The organism is Amylibacter marinus (assembly GCF_030160015.1).
Taxonomy (GTDB): Bacteria; Pseudomonadota; Alphaproteobacteria; order Rhodobacterales; family Rhodobacteraceae; genus Amylibacter; species Amylibacter marinus.
In genome coordinates this window covers 134,086-151,553 of record NZ_BSNN01000002.1, presented here as the reverse complement: position 1 = coordinate 151,553, position 17,468 = coordinate 134,086, and the positions used below count along the sequence as shown (strand labels likewise).

15 protein-coding genes are annotated in these 17,468 nt (G+C 50.0%); 3 read left to right on the top strand and 12 right to left on the bottom strand.

The genetic code is table 11. The features are described from left to right. Positions 1 to 7: 7 nt before the first annotated feature. The 7 genes from QQL62_RS01490 to QQL62_RS01460 all read right to left on the bottom strand — a co-directional run bounded on the left by QQL62_RS01490 (position 8) and on the right by QQL62_RS01460 (position 8,573). Positions 8 to 1,240, bottom strand: coding sequence for a WcaI family glycosyltransferase (locus QQL62_RS01490; RefSeq protein WP_284375484.1), 1,233 nt, complete (start codon positions 1,238 to 1,240; stop codon positions 8 to 10). Positions 1,241 to 1,270: 30 nt separating this feature from the next. Then, positions 1,271 to 2,701: a mannose-1-phosphate guanylyltransferase/mannose-6-phosphate isomerase gene (locus QQL62_RS01485; protein WP_284375482.1), complete on the bottom strand. Its 1,431-nt coding sequence runs from the start codon at positions 2,699 to 2,701 to the stop codon at positions 1,271 to 1,273. A 117-nt stretch (positions 2,702 to 2,818) separates the two neighbouring features. Next, positions 2,819 to 3,241: a hypothetical protein gene (locus QQL62_RS01480; protein ID WP_284375480.1), complete on the bottom strand. Its 423-nt coding sequence runs from the start codon at positions 3,239 to 3,241 to the stop codon at positions 2,819 to 2,821. A gap of 121 nt (positions 3,242 to 3,362) precedes the next feature. Beyond that, a complete protein-coding gene (locus tag QQL62_RS01475; RefSeq protein ID WP_284375477.1) occupies positions 3,363 to 3,851 on the bottom strand; it encodes a hypothetical protein in 489 nt (162 codons plus the stop codon). 131 nt (positions 3,852 to 3,982) lie between these two features. Continuing rightward, entirely contained in the window at positions 3,983 to 4,528 is a 546-nt protein-coding gene (locus QQL62_RS01470) for a YjbF family lipoprotein (protein ID WP_284375475.1), read from the bottom strand. After that, positions 4,525 to 6,573: a YjbH domain-containing protein gene (locus QQL62_RS01465; RefSeq protein WP_284375473.1), complete on the bottom strand. Its 2,049-nt coding sequence runs from the start codon at positions 6,571 to 6,573 to the stop codon at positions 4,525 to 4,527. Before QQL62_RS01465 ends, QQL62_RS01470 begins: the two co-directional genes overlap by 4 nt. A 2-nt stretch (positions 6,574 to 6,575) precedes the next feature. Then, the gene (locus QQL62_RS01460; RefSeq protein WP_284375471.1) at positions 6,576 to 8,573 is read right to left on the bottom strand and encodes a GumC family protein; all 1,998 of its coding nucleotides are present in this window, start codon (positions 8,571 to 8,573) and stop codon (positions 6,576 to 6,578) included. Between the two features lie 298 nt (positions 8,574 to 8,871). Here QQL62_RS01460 and QQL62_RS01455 point away from each other — a divergent pair, with 298 nt between their 5' ends. The 3 genes from QQL62_RS01455 to QQL62_RS01445 all read left to right on the top strand — a co-directional run bounded on the left by QQL62_RS01455 (position 8,872) and on the right by QQL62_RS01445 (position 10,979). Beyond that, positions 8,872 to 9,543 (top strand): sugar transferase, encoded by a 672-nt coding sequence (locus QQL62_RS01455; protein WP_284375469.1) that lies wholly within the window; start codon positions 8,872 to 8,874, stop codon positions 9,541 to 9,543. Between the two features lie 85 nt (positions 9,544 to 9,628). Further along, complete coding sequence (locus QQL62_RS01450) at positions 9,629 to 9,940, top strand: hypothetical protein (RefSeq protein ID WP_284375467.1); 312 nt, start codon at positions 9,629 to 9,631, stop codon at positions 9,938 to 9,940. Beyond that, positions 9,933 to 10,979, top strand: a complete 1,047-nt coding sequence (locus tag QQL62_RS01445) for a hypothetical protein (RefSeq protein WP_284375465.1) — start codon at positions 9,933 to 9,935, stop codon at positions 10,977 to 10,979. Before QQL62_RS01450 ends, QQL62_RS01445 begins: the two co-directional genes overlap by 8 nt. A 45-nt stretch (positions 10,980 to 11,024) precedes the next feature. On the opposite strand, the gene QQL62_RS01440 is transcribed toward QQL62_RS01445, so the two are convergent. From QQL62_RS01440 to QQL62_RS01420, 5 genes are all read right to left on the bottom strand, one after another. Further along, complete coding sequence (locus QQL62_RS01440; RefSeq protein WP_284375463.1) at positions 11,025 to 12,119, bottom strand: ABC transporter ATP-binding protein; 1,095 nt, start codon at positions 12,117 to 12,119, stop codon at positions 11,025 to 11,027. 3 nt (positions 12,120 to 12,122) lie between these two features. Continuing rightward, positions 12,123 to 13,763, bottom strand: coding sequence for an alpha-glucosidase (locus QQL62_RS01435; RefSeq protein ID WP_284375461.1), 1,641 nt, complete (start codon positions 13,761 to 13,763; stop codon positions 12,123 to 12,125). Positions 13,764 to 13,809: 46 nt separating this feature from the next. Continuing rightward, positions 13,810 to 14,964 carry a carbohydrate ABC transporter permease gene (locus QQL62_RS01430; RefSeq protein ID WP_284375459.1) on the bottom strand — a complete coding sequence of 385 codons (1,155 nt, stop codon included), beginning with the start codon at positions 14,962 to 14,964 and terminating at the stop codon, positions 13,810 to 13,812. Next, positions 14,964 to 15,965, bottom strand: a complete 1,002-nt coding sequence (locus QQL62_RS01425) for a carbohydrate ABC transporter permease (protein WP_284375458.1) — start codon at positions 15,963 to 15,965, stop codon at positions 14,964 to 14,966. The genes QQL62_RS01430 and QQL62_RS01425 overlap by 1 nt, the downstream gene beginning before the upstream one ends. Positions 15,966 to 16,067: 102 nt before the next feature. Next, complete coding sequence (locus QQL62_RS01420) at positions 16,068 to 17,423, bottom strand: ABC transporter substrate-binding protein (protein ID WP_284375456.1); 1,356 nt, start codon at positions 17,421 to 17,423, stop codon at positions 16,068 to 16,070. Positions 17,424 to 17,468 lie beyond the last annotated feature (45 nt).

Below are 17,468 nucleotides of genomic sequence, written 5' to 3'. Positions count from 1 at the left end.
ATTGTTGTTAGGGCTTTTCAGCCAGTTCTAATAACGCATCGTAGAACCTTCTTAATATTTGGTTTTCATCCCAATTTTCAAGTGCTCTTTCACGCGCAGAATTAGCATAATTTTCCCACAGCCGAGGATCATCCAGTAATTGGCTTATGGCATCCGCCATGGCCTGATCATCACCTACGGCAACGGCCGTTCCACAGCCCCTTATTTCAATTGCCAGGGGATCTGTTGGTGCACTGTTGGCCACAACCGGCCTGCCAGAAGCCAAGATATTGGTCAATTTACTGGGCAGAACCAAATCACCAGTACCGGCGATTTGGGGCAAGAGATGAATATCAGCCATCGCAAGTAGCTGATTAAACTGCTCTAGTGGTTGAAGGGGTAGAAAAACCACATTCGTTAGATCAGCACACAGCTGTTTTAATTTAGGTAAAAAGGGGCCATCCCCACAAATAACAAAGCAAAGATCTGCCCTATCTGCCATGTTCTGTGCAATGCGCGGCACCACCTCTAGCCCCTGCTTATTAGCTATGTTTCCAGAGTATAGGACAACTTGGTCAGCCGTAATTCCAAGGGCCGCTTTGGCCTCCTTGGATCGTGGTAGAGGCGAAATATGGGTCAGATTGGCCCAATTGCGAAATTCATAGGTTTTATCCGCGGCAATCCCTTTTTCATCCAGCTTCGCAACCATACCGCATGATATAGAGCTTATCCGATCAAACCGGCGGATAATCCACCGCTCGAAACTGAGCGCAGCCGAGGCCAAACGCCCGCCTCTGCGAAAAAGCCCCGTTGCAACGGCGGCTTCGGCCTCGAAATCTTGGATATGCAGCCAAGTTTTTGCACCCCCCAACTTGGCCGCCAGCCATGCAACAGGTGTAGAAAGAAGAGAGGGCGCAATCGCAATCACAACATCGGGCCGTTTCGATACACCATAAATTAGCGCAACAGGCAGAGCGGTTAGCGCAAAGCTGATCTGATGGATCAAGCGCTTCACTCCAGAGGGATTTTTTGGCACGTAATGCGGACAATGGGTGATCGCAATATCAGAACCTTCGCGCCGATTGTGGTATCGCCACCATTTAAAGTGAGCGAAAATTTTCCAATCTGGGTAATAGGGATGCGCGGTAATCACGCGCACATCTGCGCCTTGATCGCCCAAAAAACGCGCCATCCCGGCGGTGTACAATGCTGTACTGATCAGCTCTGGATCATAGTTTATCCCCAAGATCAATACGCGCATAGATAGACCTATCCAATTGTTATCTAATGCTTAATTGCGAGCATAGACATCTTCGTATCGCACGATGTCATCTTCACCCAAATAGCTACCTGTTTGCACTTCGATCAAAACCATCGGCACCTTGCCGGGATTTTCCATACGATGCACCGCCCCCAACGGGATATAGACTGATTGATTTTCGCCAACCAGTTTCACCTCTTCATCCACTGTTACCTTGGCGGTTCCCTCTACAACGATCCAGTGCTCAGAGCGATGAACATGGCTTTGCAGGCTAAGGGCTGCACCAGGATGCACGACGATCCGTTTCACCTGAAACCGATCACCAATGACCAAGCTTTCGAACCAACCCCATGGGCGATGATCCTTGGGGAAGGCTGTGGCCTGTTTTGCCTGCTTTTGTTTTAGGGCGCTAACAGCCTTCTTCACATCTTGGGCCTTGGTCATATCGGCCACCAATACGGCGTCATTCATCGCAACCGCGATCACGTTTTCCAATCCAATGCCCACGATTTCTAATGTTGAATTTTCTGACCTCAGTAGGGTATCCTTGCACTCAATCGCCGTGGCGGCACCGCTGGTGGCGACCCCGCTCACGCTTAGATCTGCCTCTCTCCAGACAGCATCCCACCCCCCCAAATCTGACCATCCTGCAGAAAACGGCACCACAGATAGGTTCTGAGCCTTTTCCATAACCGCATAGTCGATCGAAATATCGCTGGCTTGCGCCCATGCCTCTGGATCTAATCGGATGAACCCCAAGTCGATCTCAGCTGCATTTACCGCTTGGGCTACTGGGTTCACAAGATCTGGTGCATGTGTCTCAAATGCCTCTAAAATGGTTTTTACCGAAAACAGGAATATTCCTGCATTCCATAGATAGCGCCCCGATTGCACCATCTTTTCAGCAGTGTCCGCATCGGGCTTCTCAACAAAGCGCATTAATTTACAAGCGCTTCCATCTGGTTTTTCGGGCAACTCAAGATAGCCATAGCCAGTCTCTGGCCGCTCGGGCGTAATACCGAAGGTGACCATATCCCCGCCGTTCACTGACTTCAAGCCAGTTGCAATAGCCCCTGAAAAAGCATCAGCATCGGGAACCACGTGATCCGAGGGGGCCACTAACATGATCGCATTAGGATCTTGGGCATGTAGATGTTGTGCCGCCGCTAGGATCGCAGGCGCGGTGTTACGCCCCTCGGGTTCGATCAGGATCGCACCTGGATCAATGCCCACCTCGGCCAATTGCTCAGTCACGATAAAACGAAAATCGGAATTTGTTAGGATCAAGGGTGCGGCGAATTCAAGCCCTGCCCTATTCCCCGCAAGACGCTGAGCCGATGCCTGAAACAGGGTGGTGTCGCCAACCAAGCTGGCGAATTGTTTTGGATAGCTTTTACGCGATAACGGCCACAGGCGGGTGCCAGAGCCGCCACATAAAATAACTGGATAAACTGTTGTCATCAAAAATTCCCTACCCGTGTTCAATTCACTGTTTCTTGTAGCGAATATCGCGCCTTTGCACAGCCCTAATTAACCAAATACCAAACCTCCGCCGCGCAATCGCCCGTTAGGAGTTTGTTAAACATATCGCCACAATATCCGTTCACGCCATATACCAATAGATTGTGATAAATTTGTGTTAATTATATCCAAATGCGCCAAAGTTAGTTTTTTCTCACTCGCTACCGCTTGTTTTTTCGCCCTGTCCCAAGGTGCGTCAGCCAATTGCTTTGCAGAGATCACCTTTGCACAGGGTAAATCCACGCTTAACGCGCTGGCAAAGTCTAAGCTCAATCGTCTTATGAAATCCCAAGTCTCGGATAGCCTAATCGAACTCTCCCCCCCTTCCAAGGCACCAGAGAGGATCACCAAAACACGTATGGATGAAATATCAAGCTTTTTAACCGCGGAATTGCCCAGCTCTGGCAGAGTAAAGATTGCCGTAAATAGGTCATTACCAACCCTTGCAGCACAGGGTGCAACTGCACGTAATCGCACCATTGTGGTATCCCTAACCCCCTGCACCCCGCGTGGCGTAGGCAGCTTGACGACCGCAACGCCTTTACTAGCGGTTGGGGGCCTGCTTTCTGCGATTGGCGCACTTAGCGGGTCGGATGGTGGGTCAACGATCTCGACGCAGTAGTGCATCGCGTTGACACGCACCTTCTGGCCAAATTTCAAACAAATCCCGAAAATCCAATCGCGCCGCTGTGATCCAGTTATAATAGTGTGGCGATGCTCTAAAATAGCGTGCCAAAGGGGCGGGTAAATCGCTGGTCAACCAATCCGTCGCACGGTAATCGGGCACGATACCCGCAAAACTGGCTGCATGGGGCATAAACACCGCATTTTCCGTATAACAGGCATTTTGCGCACCAAAGGCGGCAAAGGCATCGGCAGAAACTACAGGGCCGTCTATCACAATCTGATACCCCAAATCTTGCCAATGTTGGTACTTTTTCAGTGTTTGCTCTACCGCGCCACCCATGCCAGAGGAAACATAGACCGCATTTCTAGAAATTTCCGACCGTGTTGTTGTACATGCAGGCAGTGCGGCTAGTCCCAAAACGGCGCCAATTCCCACCATACCACCAAAATTCAGTTTGCTCATTGAACGACCCCTCGTTTTAACAAGGGAGAGCTATCGAATTGCAGTGATGAATTGATTAAACCCGCGCGCTATTCAATCGTGGATTTTAAGCGCATTTTAAGACATTTTTCCATTCACCTTTGAACACCCACCTATGGGTGTAGGATAACCAAATAACCAATTTCATCAGAAACCCACTGGCGGGACTTAGTTATTCTGCGCCCATCGTGAGAAAACCAAAAGCTATTCTCGATCTTTAAATCTTCTCCAAGGCAGGTTTCGTCAATAATGCGGGGCTGGGCCTGCGACACCTGTGACCCACAGATCAATGTCAGCTGTCCAACTTGATCTTGGAATTTCACATGCCTGTAGTGCGCCTCGAAACGGGCCTGTACCTGAGCCGCGGGCACGTTCGCATGATAGCTGTGTAGATCCAATCCTAGCCCCACTGTTTGAATGAGCCGTACACCATTCATTATCAGAAGGCTGCTGTCATCCGCGCGCAGAACTTTTATTTCTCCGCGGCTTTGCAATAGGTTATAATTCGCCACGGCATCGGTATTCTGACGCAGAACCTGAAAACGGGCCCCGACCTGTTCCATGCCAGATTGCGATGCATCGCTCGCGCGCGGTTCGATCAGCTCTGTGCAGCCAGATATCAAAACAATTGCGCCCATTGAAATAAAAGGAATCTTCATCGGTATAATCTCGCCCAGCTATCATTCAATCTTTGTGCATCACTTTGGGAAAGGGTTGGGTACAATCTGTTTGCAATGTGCAACCGCGCCCCACCATCCCGCAATACCGGTTGGATTTTCAGATCAAAATTACGCTTTTTACTGCGGCCAGTAATCCAGCGGATTGGGATACGGGCTATCAACCCTTTGTCAAAACTACCCTCACCAAAATCATCAAAAGACACATCGGTTAGCGTAAAATAACCACCAACCCGCCAGCCGTTTTTAAACACACGCTCTACAGTAATGGTCGCCCCTATATCTTTGGCAAGGTATCGCCCCACATCTAATTGCAAATGATACCCATTGCGCATTTGCCAGTAGGCTGAAACATGCCCTGTAACAGTCCTATAGTTGCGCAAATCAAACTGTTGATCAAAGGCGCGTTGTTTTACAAAGTTTAGCTCTACACCCAACGCAAATGGTCGCGAGTGTGGCTTCCAGAGAACCTCTGCTGATAGACCTGCATACATTGGCTCAAGATATCCAATACTGGCACGGCCATAGATATCTGTACCCAAGCGGTAATGCCCATCAAAGGTCATGCGCTCCAATGTTATCCCTTTGGTTTTATTATATTTTGAAACGTCTGTGCGCACATGTGGCAAGATCGAATCCGACACTCTTGTTGTCTTTGATATATTTCCCGCCAGACGTTTTTTCACCACCGCACTAAGCGATATATGTGGATTAAAATAGACCCTAGCGCGGGCCTTTAGCCCGAAATCAAAGCGCAATGGCGCGTCGGGGTCGAACATGCTAATCGCCCCGTATAATCCAAAACGCTGATCGATCGATGGGTAGATATTTTGCCAAGTCTGTGACGGGGCTGCCCCTGCGCGCAGCATGAATCTGTCGCGGGTTCTTGGTATCCGGTCTGGGTCAAACTCAAGCGTTCGAAACACCTTGCGATCTACTGTCACGGTGGTGACCGCCATCCCCTTCTCCATCAAAACCACATGAAACTGTTCGACAGACGGATCAGCATGGGTCGATAATACGCGGGCAACACGCCCAATTGCCTGAGCAGGCGCACCGAAACCTCTGTTTTCAACCCAAACCCATAGACCGTTTGATCGATTATGTTTTGAATGGAGCCAAATGTTTTGCACCGATAACGCCTGTGCAATATCCACCCTCTGTATTCCGTCGGTGATCGGCGCCGGCACAGGGTCTCTGGGGTGGGAAATAGGGGTCTTGGGGTTGATAGATGTCCTAAACTGAATGGCAATTTCCGAGCCATACAGGGAATATATCCCAAGATGCGCACCAGATTTAAATCCGTATTCCAAACCAAAATTCACAGGGGAGCGACGCTTAAATCCGCTTTTGTTGGCCTCTTGCAGATAGGCATCAGAGGAATATTCAACTTTTGCCACCAAGCCCTCGATCGGGGTGTCCCAAGTTACCCCCGCAAAAAGGGCCGCATCACCCTTGAACCATTGTCCGATATCCAATTGCCCCGTTGTAGAAATTCCGCCTTCTGACTCTGGGCGTTTGCGCCAATCGGGCGCGACCACTCCTAGGGGATTTTCAAAGCCTTTATAGCTGCCAAATCGCCCCCAGCCCAACCCGACGGTAATGGCGAAATTGTTTAGGGTTTTGCTGGCCACCAGATATTCCGCCGCATAGATCCCTGTACCTGCTAAGTCTTGAATGCCAATAGTTAGGGCCGGGCGAAACCTTCGCTCCTGTAGAAACTGGTAGCGTAGATCAAAGCTGCGGTCATATAGGGTATCGCTCTGGGCTGTGGGGAAATCTCGCAACACCGAATACCGAAAACTAACAGATAAGCGCGGCCCTGCCTGAAAGCTAAGCGTTGTGCGCAGACCTGTGTCAAAGCGCGCCATCGTAGTGGTGATTTCGCCATCAGGGCGCATGTGGGCAGAGGGCATATCGATCACCCCAGAAACACCATAAATATTAACCCCCGGTTTTGCCTGCCCAGCGGAGGCTAGGACAGTAATCGCCGAGGCAAGGAGTGAGGAAGGTAGGAAACAGCGCATACTCATGCCTTAAAATAGCCTTGGACGTCGCGTTCGGCGGCTTCATTAGCATATCCGCCGCCTTGCTGCGTCAATGATAGCCCGTGAACCTCGGCGCCAATGGACGAGAAGGCCCGCAGCCCTTGGCGCAGGTTTTCCACTGTGGTTTTTGCGCATTTCACGATGAAAATATTCGCATCCGAAAATTTCGACAACGCCCGCGCATCTGGTATGGCCAAAACAGGCGCTGTATCCATAACGATATAGTCATATTGCCCCCGAAGCTCTGCCAACAAATTAGCAAGCCGTGGTAACGAGAGCCCCTCTTTGTCGTCATCAATCGCTGATCCGGCGGTCAAGACATCCACATTCACAAAGGATGTTTGAATAATCGCATCTTTCAGGCCCGCGCGTTGCGCCAAAACATCCAACAAGCCTGTGGGTTGTGGTGCGTCAAATACTTCGGCCAATGTATTTTTCCGATAATCTGTATCAATTAGCAAAACCTTCTTTTCGGCCTGCGCTAAACTATGGGCGAATAAAATGGCTTGGGTGGTTTTGCCTTCGCCTGGTAAAGAGGATGTAATCATAACCACTTGGGGTTGGTTTAACCGATCCGACAATAGAATTGATGTCCGTAGATTTCGTACAGATTCACTGGGGCGCAAATTTGGATTTTCAACGACCTGTTTCAATACCGCTTGGCGTGTTTTACCTTTTACTAAGGGAATAGATCCCATCACTGTAATACCTGTGGCCTCCTCAGCATCTTTGGCATGCTGGATCGTTGCGGTTTTCTGATCACCGCCAAGGGCGATGCCGGTTCCCAATGCGCCACCGAACACCATGGCGATACTGACAATCAAGCCCACGTTTGGCGTAGCAGTATGCAGAGGCACAACCGCACGAGACAGCAACCTACTATCGGGTTTCTGTGTCCCCTGTTGCACCGAAATTTCCTTCAAACGTCCAAGAAAATACTCGTAAATCGCCCGCGAGGCTTCTACCTCGCGCTGGAGCTCCTGTAGTTTTAACAAATCATTTGATTCGATGTCGATTTCAGCCTGCAATTGCACGCTAGAGGCAATCAATTGCACCAATTGCGCACGGCTTACAGATGTCGCGACCCCCAATTTAGCATTTACAAAATCCGCATCAGCCTGACCGGAAAAATCCGCTGACTGTAGCGCGGAATTTTGCGGTGCCTGCGCGTGCAAACGCTCTAATTTGGCAATGCGATCTCGCATTTCCTTCAGTTTGATATTTTTCAACTGCAATGCCTCTACCGATAACAATTTAGTCGATAAATCAAACCGCTTTGCCTCTGCTTCGATGTCTTGCAGCTTGGTTTTCAGCTCTGAAACCTGATCCCCTAGCCACCCCGAGGCCTGTTCGGTAGCCGACTGTTTCGCATCTAGCTGGTCTTGGATATAGGTTGCCGCTAAATGGTTGGCGATGCGCGCAGATTTCTTCGGCGAACCAGTCTCAACCGTGATTGCAAAAACCAAGCTAAGAGGTATATTGCGCACGCTCATCTGCCCCATCAGTGCCTTCACGCTGGCATCAACTTGGGCTTGTTCGCTAATAATCAATTGTGGTGCGGATGGCCAGCCAAGCCTGTCCTTCCCCCAATCAATTACGGTTTTCAACAGTCGCTTATGCGGTTTCATCACGCGAAGCTGTGCATTGAATTCAGGATCAGAAACCAAATCCATTTCGCGCACAACCTGTTCAAGTAATGAGCGGGATTTGAGAATTTCCACCTCGGTATTAACGATGCTGGTATCCCCAGATAAACCCGACATTACTGATTGAAAATCTGTGACCTGTTGCTCGCGCGTTTCCAGCATAACTGTGGCCGTAGAGCGATAGGTCGGGGGAATTGCGGTTTTGGTAAAAACCAATGCCACCGCCCCCAAAATCACGCTGGTGAAAATCAACAACCATTTGCGCCGCCAGAGCAATTCTAAAAACTGGGCCAGTTGTAAGGTACCCGTTTCATCAACCTTATTTTGAGACATATTTTTTCCATCCAATGTATTTAAAAAAAATATTAAATACGACCAATCTCCAGAACTTCCTGTGCCAAGAGCAACACTCCATCAACGCCCCTCAGCGGCGCAGAAATCTCAAAGATCGAGCAGATCACCCTGTAAACCATTGATTTAATAGCCTTTTGCAAATTTTACTCGCGGAGACCCACACTTCCTAATCATTTGTTAACCTAACCGCGCCCAGATTAAGGAACAGTAAACGTGTCGGCGTAAATTGCGTCGATTACGGCGAAATTTTATGTAAACGATTTAGGTAAAATATCAAATGAGTTTTATTCAGTTTGACCTCGTTCACCCAGACACACAGACCAAAGAGCGCCCGCAGACGCTCTATCTCAAGGGGGGAAAACGCTTGCTAGATCTGATACTTGCCCTAGCACTTTTGCCGCTGCTGCTGCCTATTATATTTGGCTTGGCCCTCTGTATATCTCCCAATCCTCGGCGCGCACTATTTGGGCATCGACGCCTTGGCAGAATGGGACAAGAGTTTTTCTGCTACAAGCTGCGCACGATGGTAATGGATGCCGATCAAAAACTGCTCGAGGCATTGCAAAACGACCCTGATGCGCGGCGCGAGTGGGCGCAGACTCACAAGCTGAAAAACGATCCCCGCATCACCAAGATTGGTCGTTTTTTACGCAAGACCAGCCTAGATGAGCTCCCGCAAATATTCAATGTAATCAAGGGGGATATGAGCTTCGTTGGCCCGCGTCCCATTACATTGGAAGAGGTCGAGCATTATGGCAAAGACCTGACATCTTATTTAACTCTTCGACCGGGGATCACCGGTTTGTGGCAGGTGAATGGGCGCAATGATATAAGTTATCAATCACGGGTTAGATTGGATGTCTCCTACCGTGGCAAGGCCAGCGCCTTGAGCGACATATGGTTAATGATACGGACGGTTGGCGTAATTTTCAACGGGACAGGACATTAGGCCTAGGTTGGCGCGGTAATCTAATCCTGTACGCGCCGCCATCCATAGGATAGAAATTGCACATTCCAACTGTGCGATAGATAAAATGCTCTCTTCGACTGCCGCCCTTCTGGCCACATTTCTTGTTTTATGCACGGCCACAAGTATTGGGGTTTTCCCCATCAAGAAGCTGATCAAGGTTTATGAGGCCAAACATGAGCTAAAACAGGGATCGGCTGGGTTTATCCGAAGTATCTCTGGTTGGATGATCATCGTACTATGGCTGTTCGCATCTTGGTATTTCGCCACCATTTGCGGTGACTGGTGGATCACCGGAGATTTGGATGGCGCCATCGAGCGCAGCTTTAAACGATTGGAAATTCTGTTAAGCATTCTACAGGCCCTTGGCAATGACTAGCACAAAGATTGCGCAATCAGATTTGCTATGCACCAATTGCGCCGGCCAATGCGCCTATACCCCGACAACCGGCGCCCTTACATGTCAAAGTTGTGGCACCGCCCATCGCATCAAAGTGGACGCCGAGAAAGACCCCAGTATCGAGCAGCACTACGATCCCGAACTACCACATACTGAACAGCCGCGTTTTACCCAAGACCGCCCCTATCAATGCCAAACCTGTGGGGGCGAAGTTGTTTTCAAGGGGCACGCCCTATCTCAACAGTGCCCCTATTGCAATGGTGCCTTGGTCAAGTCGGCAATGGACGAAAGCTATGCGATTTTAGGCATGATCCCTTTCGCGGTTGGTGCTGAACAGGCTCAACAGAGCTGCCATAACTGGATCTCTAAACGCTGGGCCGCACCTGCGGATTTGGCAGAAACGGCGGCGCAGGGGCGTGTGGTAGGTATCTATGTACCATTTTGGACATTCGACAGCACCGAGCTCGTCAACTACACGATAACATACCGTGTTTATCGTGGTAAAAAGTCAAAACTCCGCCGAACCAAGGGCGAGATGCGCACTCAATTTGACGATTTGTTGATGCCTGCGTCGGAACATATCACCCCCCTGATCCGCGATGGGATACTGCATGATTTTGATCCTGCAGATCTCCGCCCTTTTGACGCCGCCTATATCGCTGGATTTGCCGCAGAACGCCATCATCACTCGGTGCGCAAGGGGTTGAAGCTGAATGAATCCGACAAAGGTCTTCTTTTACGAAATCGCATAAAGTCGCACTCAAAGAAGTCAAATATTGTGAATATCAGCTATGTTACGGATACAAGTGGCATCCATTACCGGCGCATTCTACTGCCGGTCTGGATCCAGCACTATCAGTATCAGTCCAAGGCCTATAAAATCGTCACATGCGGCCTAAAGGGACGCACATTTGGTGAACGCCCCTTTTCAGCCCTGAAACTTTTGGCCCTTGCCGCGCTGATCTCAGCCCCGGTAATTGCCTTTGGGTTTTTCTGGGGTGCCAACCATCTCTATTAGGGAATGCCAAACACTTTTGTTGGACAAAATACCCTGTCCATCGCACTAGTTTTGATAGTGTAGTGATCTTCCCTCTAGGAACACCTGTACCTTGCTGGGATCAGCCATCAATTTCTGGGATTTGCCACGCATATCCGGATGGCTGCCTTGGATTTTACAGATCACTGCCGGTTCACCTATTGGTGCCTCGAAATATAGTAGGGTAACCTCGCCTAAATCTTCGGTTATCGCCACCCTGCCCTGATAGGCATAACTGTCTGCGTCGGTAGGTTGGAAATCCTCGGGACGAATGCCTACATTCACCTTTGCCCCCAGATCGGCCTCGCGGGATGGCGCATCAGAAACAACTTGCCCGCCACCGTCCAGATCCACCACCGTTTGCTTACCTGCACCAACGATCACGCCTGCGCGCAAATTCATTGCAGGCGAGCCGATAAACTGGGCGACAAATTCGTTTTCAGGACGCTCGTATAGCTCGATCGGGGTGCCAACCTGTGCAATACCTTTGTTGGCCAAAACCACGATCCGGCTGGCCAAGGTCATTGCCTCAACCTGATCATGTGTCACATAAATCATTGTAGAATCCGGCATCGTTTCCTTAAGCTGGGCGATCTCTAGGCGGGTAGCAACACGCAACGAGGCATCCAAATTAGAGAGCGGCTCGTCAAACAGGTATACCTTGGGGTCACGCACAATACTTCGCCCAATGGCCACTCGCTGACGTTGCCCCCCCGATAGCGCCTTTGGTAATCGATCCAGATAGTCTTCTAGCTGTAAGATTTTTGCAGCATGCATGACCGCTTGGTCTATTTCACTACGGGATTTTTTTGCCAACTTCAAAGCAAAGCTCATGTTCTCGCGTACCGTCATATGCGGATACAGTGCGTAGGATTGAAAAACCATAGCAATGCCGCGTTGTGATGGGGGCACATCGTTTACCACCATACCATCGATTTCCAATACGCCATCGGTGATTTTTTCTAGGCCCGCAACCATACGCAACAGAGTGGATTTTCCACAACCCGAAGGGCCAACAAACACGATCAACTCGCCTTGCTGGATATCAAGGTTAATGTTCTTCAACACCTCGACCTTGCCCCCATAGGTTTTTGCAACGTTCGATAATCTCAAATTCGCCATGACTTATGTTCCCTTTGTAAGCTGCGGTTCGCGGATCAAGAGGCAGGATTGCCACGCCTCTAATCGGCTGATCTCTGCACCAGCTATAGGGCCGAGCGGCTGATCAGGGCTCAATTTCCGCCATGTACCCGCCGGCTGATTAACCTCCGCGGGCTCCTCCCCCAGATTGAAAGCACAGAATATCGCCACATCTTCATAGGTGCGAATGAACGACAGCACTGTCCCATTTACTTGGATATCCGCATGTTTACCCTTCGCCAATGCTGGGTGCTCAGAGCGCAGTGCAATTGCGCGCCGGTAATGATGTAACACGGCATCTGGTGCATCTTCTTGGGCTGCAACAGAGCTTTTCAGATGCTCTTTGGAAACAGGTAACCACGGGGTATTCGACGTAGAGAACCCTGCATTTTCGCCACTTTGATCCCAGACCATCGGGGTGCGACAACCATCGCGGCCCTTAAATTCTGGCCAAAATTCTATCCCATAGGGATCTTGCAAGGCGCTGAAGGGCACATCGGCCTCAGGCAGGCCCAGCTCTTCTCCTTGATATATACAGACCGATCCGCGCAGGCACATCAGAAGCGTTGCAAAAACCCTCTGGGCGGCATCCGATAGGTTCCACCGGCTGGCATGGCGCATCACGTCATGGTTTGAAAATGCCCAGCACGCCCAGCCATCCGCTGCCAGTTCATCAACGGTCTGCAAAACCTCGGCAATGCGTGTGGCCGTGGGCTGCACTGCACATAGGAACTCAAAGGCATAGCACATCTGCATTAGATCAGTTCCGGCCGTGTATTGGCCCATGATCTCCAAGCCGCGTTGGGCATCGCCCACTTCGCCCACTGCCGCCGCACCGTAGGGTTCCATCACGGCGCGTAGTTTTCGCAAAAACGCCAGATTCTCTGGGCGGTTTTTAGAATACAGATGCTCCTGATGATTATAGGGATTAACCGAGGGTGCAATGGTGGCGTTACGCTTTTCCGGCGCAAGGGCGGGGTTATCGCGCAATTGCGCATCATGGGTATAGAAATTGATGGTGTCTAGGCGGAAGCCATCTACGCCTCGCTCTAGCCAGAACCGTGCAACATCCAATAGCGCCTCTTGTACCGCAGGTTCGTGAAAGTTTAAATCAGGCTGGCTGGTCAGGAAGTTATGCAGATAGTATTGCTCGCGGCGCGCATCCCATTGCCACGCAGAGCCCCCAAATATCGACAGCCAGTTGTTAGGCGGCGTTCCATCCGGCTTGGGGTCAGCCCAGACATACCAATTTGATCTTTCCTCATCGCGTGATTTGCGGCTGTTGGAAAACCATGGATGCTGATCGCTGGTATGAGACATCACCAAATCGATCATAACCTTTAGCCCCAGCTCATGGGCAGTTTCAATCACCTGATCAAAATCGCCCAAAGTACCAAACATTGGGTCAACGTCGCAATAATCGGCAACATCATAGCCGAAATCCTTCATCGGAGAGGTGAAGAACGGGGATATCCAAATAGCATCGATCCCAAGGCTTGAAATATAGGGAAGACGCGCAGCAATCCCCGCCAAGTCTCCGATCCCATCACCATTACTATCTTGGAAGCTACGCGGGTAAATTTGGTAAATTACGGCACCGCGCCACCATTCAGGATCATCAGTCATTCTCGGCCCCAAGGGTTGTTTTTCTATTTTATTCATGAAGCTACCCCTATTTAACCGAGCCAGATAACAACCCGCGCACCAGATATTTTTGCATAGCAAAGAAGACCACCAAGGGTACCGAAATTGACACAAATGCCGCCGTTGATAGAACCTCCCAATCGCCGCCAAATGTGCCCAGCAACTCTACAATCTGGCGGGTCATCACCGTGGTTTCGCCAGAGCTGTCGATCAAAAACACCATTGCAACCAATAGATCATTCCATGTCCACAAGAACTGGAAGATGGCAAAAGACGCAAGCGCAGGGAAAGACAGTGGCAGGATGATTTTTACAAAAATCTGAAAATCAGTCGCCCCATCCACCTTGGCATTTTCTATGATATCGCGTGGCAATCCAACCATATAGTTTCGCAACAAATAGATCGCCATCGGAAGGCCAAACCCCGTATGCGCCAGCCATGCGCCCAGATAGCCTTTGCCGATGCCGATATCATTGTGCAACTTTAGCAATGGGATCAGAGCCAATTGCAGAGGTACCACCAGCAGCCCAACCACCGCGGCAATCAGCAACGAGCGGCCCGGAAATTCCATCCATGACAAGGCATATGCGGCAAATGCGGCGATGAGAATGGGAATGATCGTTGCAGGAATCGTAACCGTTAAGGTGTTAAAAAACGCCTTGGTCATGCCTTGTCTGTTGTTTTCATCAAACAAAACGAAATGATAATTGTCGGTTGTGAATTCTGGCGGCACTAGCGCGGTTATGAAAAACCGCTGTCCTCGGCCAGAAATCTGTTTATCATTTCCCCGCCATACATATGACCCATCTGCAGCGATGCTAAAGGTCTCCCCCTCACCTAGGTCTGCAACTTCACCAACGCGATAGGCATCTATCGCGCGCGATGAAGTGCCCCATGAAATAATTTCTGGGATTTTGGATTTTTTTGCAAAAATAGCGCCCTCGACACGGTAGCCAGCGCCGTCGGAAATGCGGTGATCATCTGGATCAACGGCACGGTGCTGTGCGCTGATCTCTGATGGAGTTAAGGATTGCCACCAACCAGAGCTGATGATTTGTTCTGAGGTTCGAAACGAAGATACCAGCAACCCGGCCGTGGGGAAAACCCATAACAATACCAGTGCCACCACTGAAATATGAACAGCCCAAGTAAGGGATGACTTCTTGCCCGCGATATTATCCATTACTTCATCTCCTTGCGGGCATTGTGGATATTCCAAATCAATATCGGGGTTACCATCAACATGATAATCATTGCCGCTGCCGACCCGCCCCCCCAATCATTGGCGCGGAACAGCTTGTCGTACATATAATTGGCCAAAACCTGAGTTTCCCATTGTCCATTGGTCATAGCAAAGACGATATCGAAAACCTTCAGCACCACTATGGTGATGGTTGTCCAAACAACCACAATGGTTCCAGATATCTGTGGTATTTTGATCTTAAAGAATATTTGAAAGGGGTTGGCCCCATCAATAATCGCGGCCTCTACGGTCTCTTCTGGTATCCCGCGCAGGGCCGCGGATAGGATTACCATAGCAAAACCTGTTTGAATCCATACCAATACGATCATCAAAAATAGATTATTCCAAAACGGAATGGTCAACCAAACAATGGGCGCATCGCCACCAAAATGCAAATACAGCGCGTTTAAAATGCCAATTTGGTTTTGATCAATTGGGCGCATATCGTAAATCAGGCGGAATATCACCGCCGCCCCCACGAATGAAATCGCCATTGGCATAAAAATAAATGCTTTGGCGATAGGCCCCCAACTGATACGGTCGGTAAGCTGCGCCGCCAACAACCCAAAGGCCGTCGATAGCGCTGGAACAACCAACAACCATAAGAAATTATTCTGAACCGCCTCCCAGAATTTATCGTCGTCAAACATCCGCGCATAGTTTGCCCCGCCAACAAAGGCCCCATCCTGGGCGCGGTCGGTCACCGACAGACGCAATGTTTCTATAACCGGATAGGCCAAATAAATGCCCAGCGCACAAATCGCCGGCGCCAAAAACAACCAGGGGCGTAGGGTATTGGCGCGATTGATATTGCGCCCGGCATTTTCCCCCGTTGGCGGATAAAGCACTTTGTCCAAAAATTGATTAGAAAGGTAAAAATAAGACACACAGCCACCAACACCGATGATGATTGTTAGCAATCCCTGAAGTGCAGGATTCATAGGTTCCTCCCAATGGTGCTGATGAATTTTGTGATGTTATCCAAAACAAATAAATTGGCAACCCAGCAGATACCAGATTGCCAGAACATTGAAATTAATCGGTTATTTCAAGGCTTCCCAGCTTTTCTGAATGCTGTCCGCCACATCGGAGGCGCTGGCACCACCAGTGTAATCCACCATGCCAGTCCAGAAGGTTCCTGCCCCAACACCGCCAGGCATCAGATCAGAGCCATCGAAACGAAAAGTTGTGGCCCCCAGAAGAATGTCTCCCAGACCTTTCAGCGTTTCCGTTTGATAGGTATCAGCATTCACACCAGAATGGGGCGTCAGAAACCCACCTTGAGCCATCATAATTTCATGCGCAAATGGGGTTTTCAAAAACTCGATGAAACCGGCGGTCGCATCTGAGGCATTCGTAATGGCAAGCGATGTACCACCACCCAACACTGGATTGCCCAGCGCTTTGTTCTCGTAGCTTGGGAAGTAAAAGAAATCAGCGTCTTCGCCTACTTCGGTGCCTTCGGGGAAAAACGCAGGAATAAAGGACGCCTGACGATGCATATAACAGGCTGGAGGTGCCGAGAACATACCAACAGGACTATCGCGGAAATCTGTAGTGGCAACAGCACCCGCCCCACCAACCACATATTCATCCTTGCGGGCGAAGGCCCCGAATTCATCGATCGCGGCTACAATTCGTGGATCATTAAAGGGAATTTCGTTTTTCACCCATGCATCATACACATCCGGTGTTTGTGTGCGTAACAGCAGATCCTCAACCCAATCTGTGGCCGGCCAACCGGTCGCGGCACCTGAACCCAGCCCAATACACCACGGCGTTCCACCATCGGCCACGATTTGATCCGTCAGCGCCTTTAGCTCTTCCATGCTGTTTGGCACATCATACCCAGCGTCTTCAAAATTTTCTGGCACATACCAAACCAGTGACTTTACATTGACATTAAAGAACATGCCAAAGAATTGCTCATTGCCTTCTTTATCAGCAAATGTTCCCAAATCGACCCAAGACTGCCCCGCCGCAAAATTCGCCGTTGTCCAAGCGGCCAACTCATCGCCAAGAGGGGTTAGTAAACCACTTCCGGCCATAACACCCATTAAACCGGGCTGAGGGAAAACAGCAATATTGGGGGCCGAACCTGCCTCCGCATCAATTACAATTTGCTGCTCAAAGCTATCAGAACCAGTGTAGGTGGCATCCGCGCCAGTGGCCTTCTCAAAATAGGCCAACAGATTGTCGAAATAGCCAGATTCTGGCGACAACCACGGCCCAGCAATGGTCACCTTTTGCCCAGCAAAATCATGCGCAGCAGCAAAGGCGTTATAGCTATCCCAATTGAATCCACCCTCTCCTGGCACAAATAGCAAGTGATCATCCGCCTGCACCATACCAGTCCCTAACGCCAGAATAGCCACAGAGCTATAAAATGTTTTCCTCATTACTTTTCTCCCATGTAATCGCGGTTGGCAGGAATACCTTGGCGA

Bases quoted from the DNA above. Each gene is read 5' to 3' on its own strand.
- QQL62_RS01490 (WP_284375484.1), bottom strand. From the start codon at position 1,240: ATGCGCGTATTGATCTTGGGGATAAACTATGATCCAGAGCTGATCAGT.
- QQL62_RS01485 (WP_284375482.1), bottom strand. From the start codon at position 2,701: ATGACAACAGTTTATCCAGTTATTTTATGTGGCGGCTCTGGCACCCGC.
- QQL62_RS01480 (WP_284375480.1), bottom strand. From the start codon at position 3,241: ATGGTGCGATTACGTGCAGTTGCACCCTGTGCTGCAAGGGTTGGTAAT.
- QQL62_RS01475 (WP_284375477.1), bottom strand. From the start codon at position 3,851: ATGAGCAAACTGAATTTTGGTGGTATGGTGGGAATTGGCGCCGTTTTG.
- QQL62_RS01470 (WP_284375475.1), bottom strand. From the start codon at position 4,528: ATGAAGATTCCTTTTATTTCAATGGGCGCAATTGTTTTGATATCTGGC.
- QQL62_RS01465 (WP_284375473.1), bottom strand. From the start codon at position 6,573: ATGCGCTGTTTCCTACCTTCCTCACTCCTTGCCTCGGCGATTACTGTC.
- QQL62_RS01460 (WP_284375471.1), bottom strand. From the start codon at position 8,573: ATGTCTCAAAATAAGGTTGATGAAACGGGTACCTTACAACTGGCCCAG.
- QQL62_RS01455 (WP_284375469.1), top strand. From the start codon at position 8,872: ATGAGTTTTATTCAGTTTGACCTCGTTCACCCAGACACACAGACCAAA.
- QQL62_RS01450 (WP_284375467.1), top strand. From the start codon at position 9,629: ATGCTCTCTTCGACTGCCGCCCTTCTGGCCACATTTCTTGTTTTATGC.
- QQL62_RS01445 (WP_284375465.1), top strand. From the start codon at position 9,933: ATGACTAGCACAAAGATTGCGCAATCAGATTTGCTATGCACCAATTGC.
- QQL62_RS01440 (WP_284375463.1), bottom strand. From the start codon at position 12,119: ATGGCGAATTTGAGATTATCGAACGTTGCAAAAACCTATGGGGGCAAG.
- QQL62_RS01435 (WP_284375461.1), bottom strand. From the start codon at position 13,763: ATGACTGATGATCCTGAATGGTGGCGCGGTGCCGTAATTTACCAAATT.
- QQL62_RS01430 (WP_284375459.1), bottom strand. From the start codon at position 14,964: ATGGATAATATCGCGGGCAAGAAGTCATCCCTTACTTGGGCTGTTCAT.
- QQL62_RS01425 (WP_284375458.1), bottom strand. From the start codon at position 15,965: ATGAATCCTGCACTTCAGGGATTGCTAACAATCATCATCGGTGTTGGT.
- QQL62_RS01420 (WP_284375456.1), bottom strand. From the start codon at position 17,423: ATGAGGAAAACATTTTATAGCTCTGTGGCTATTCTGGCGTTAGGGACT.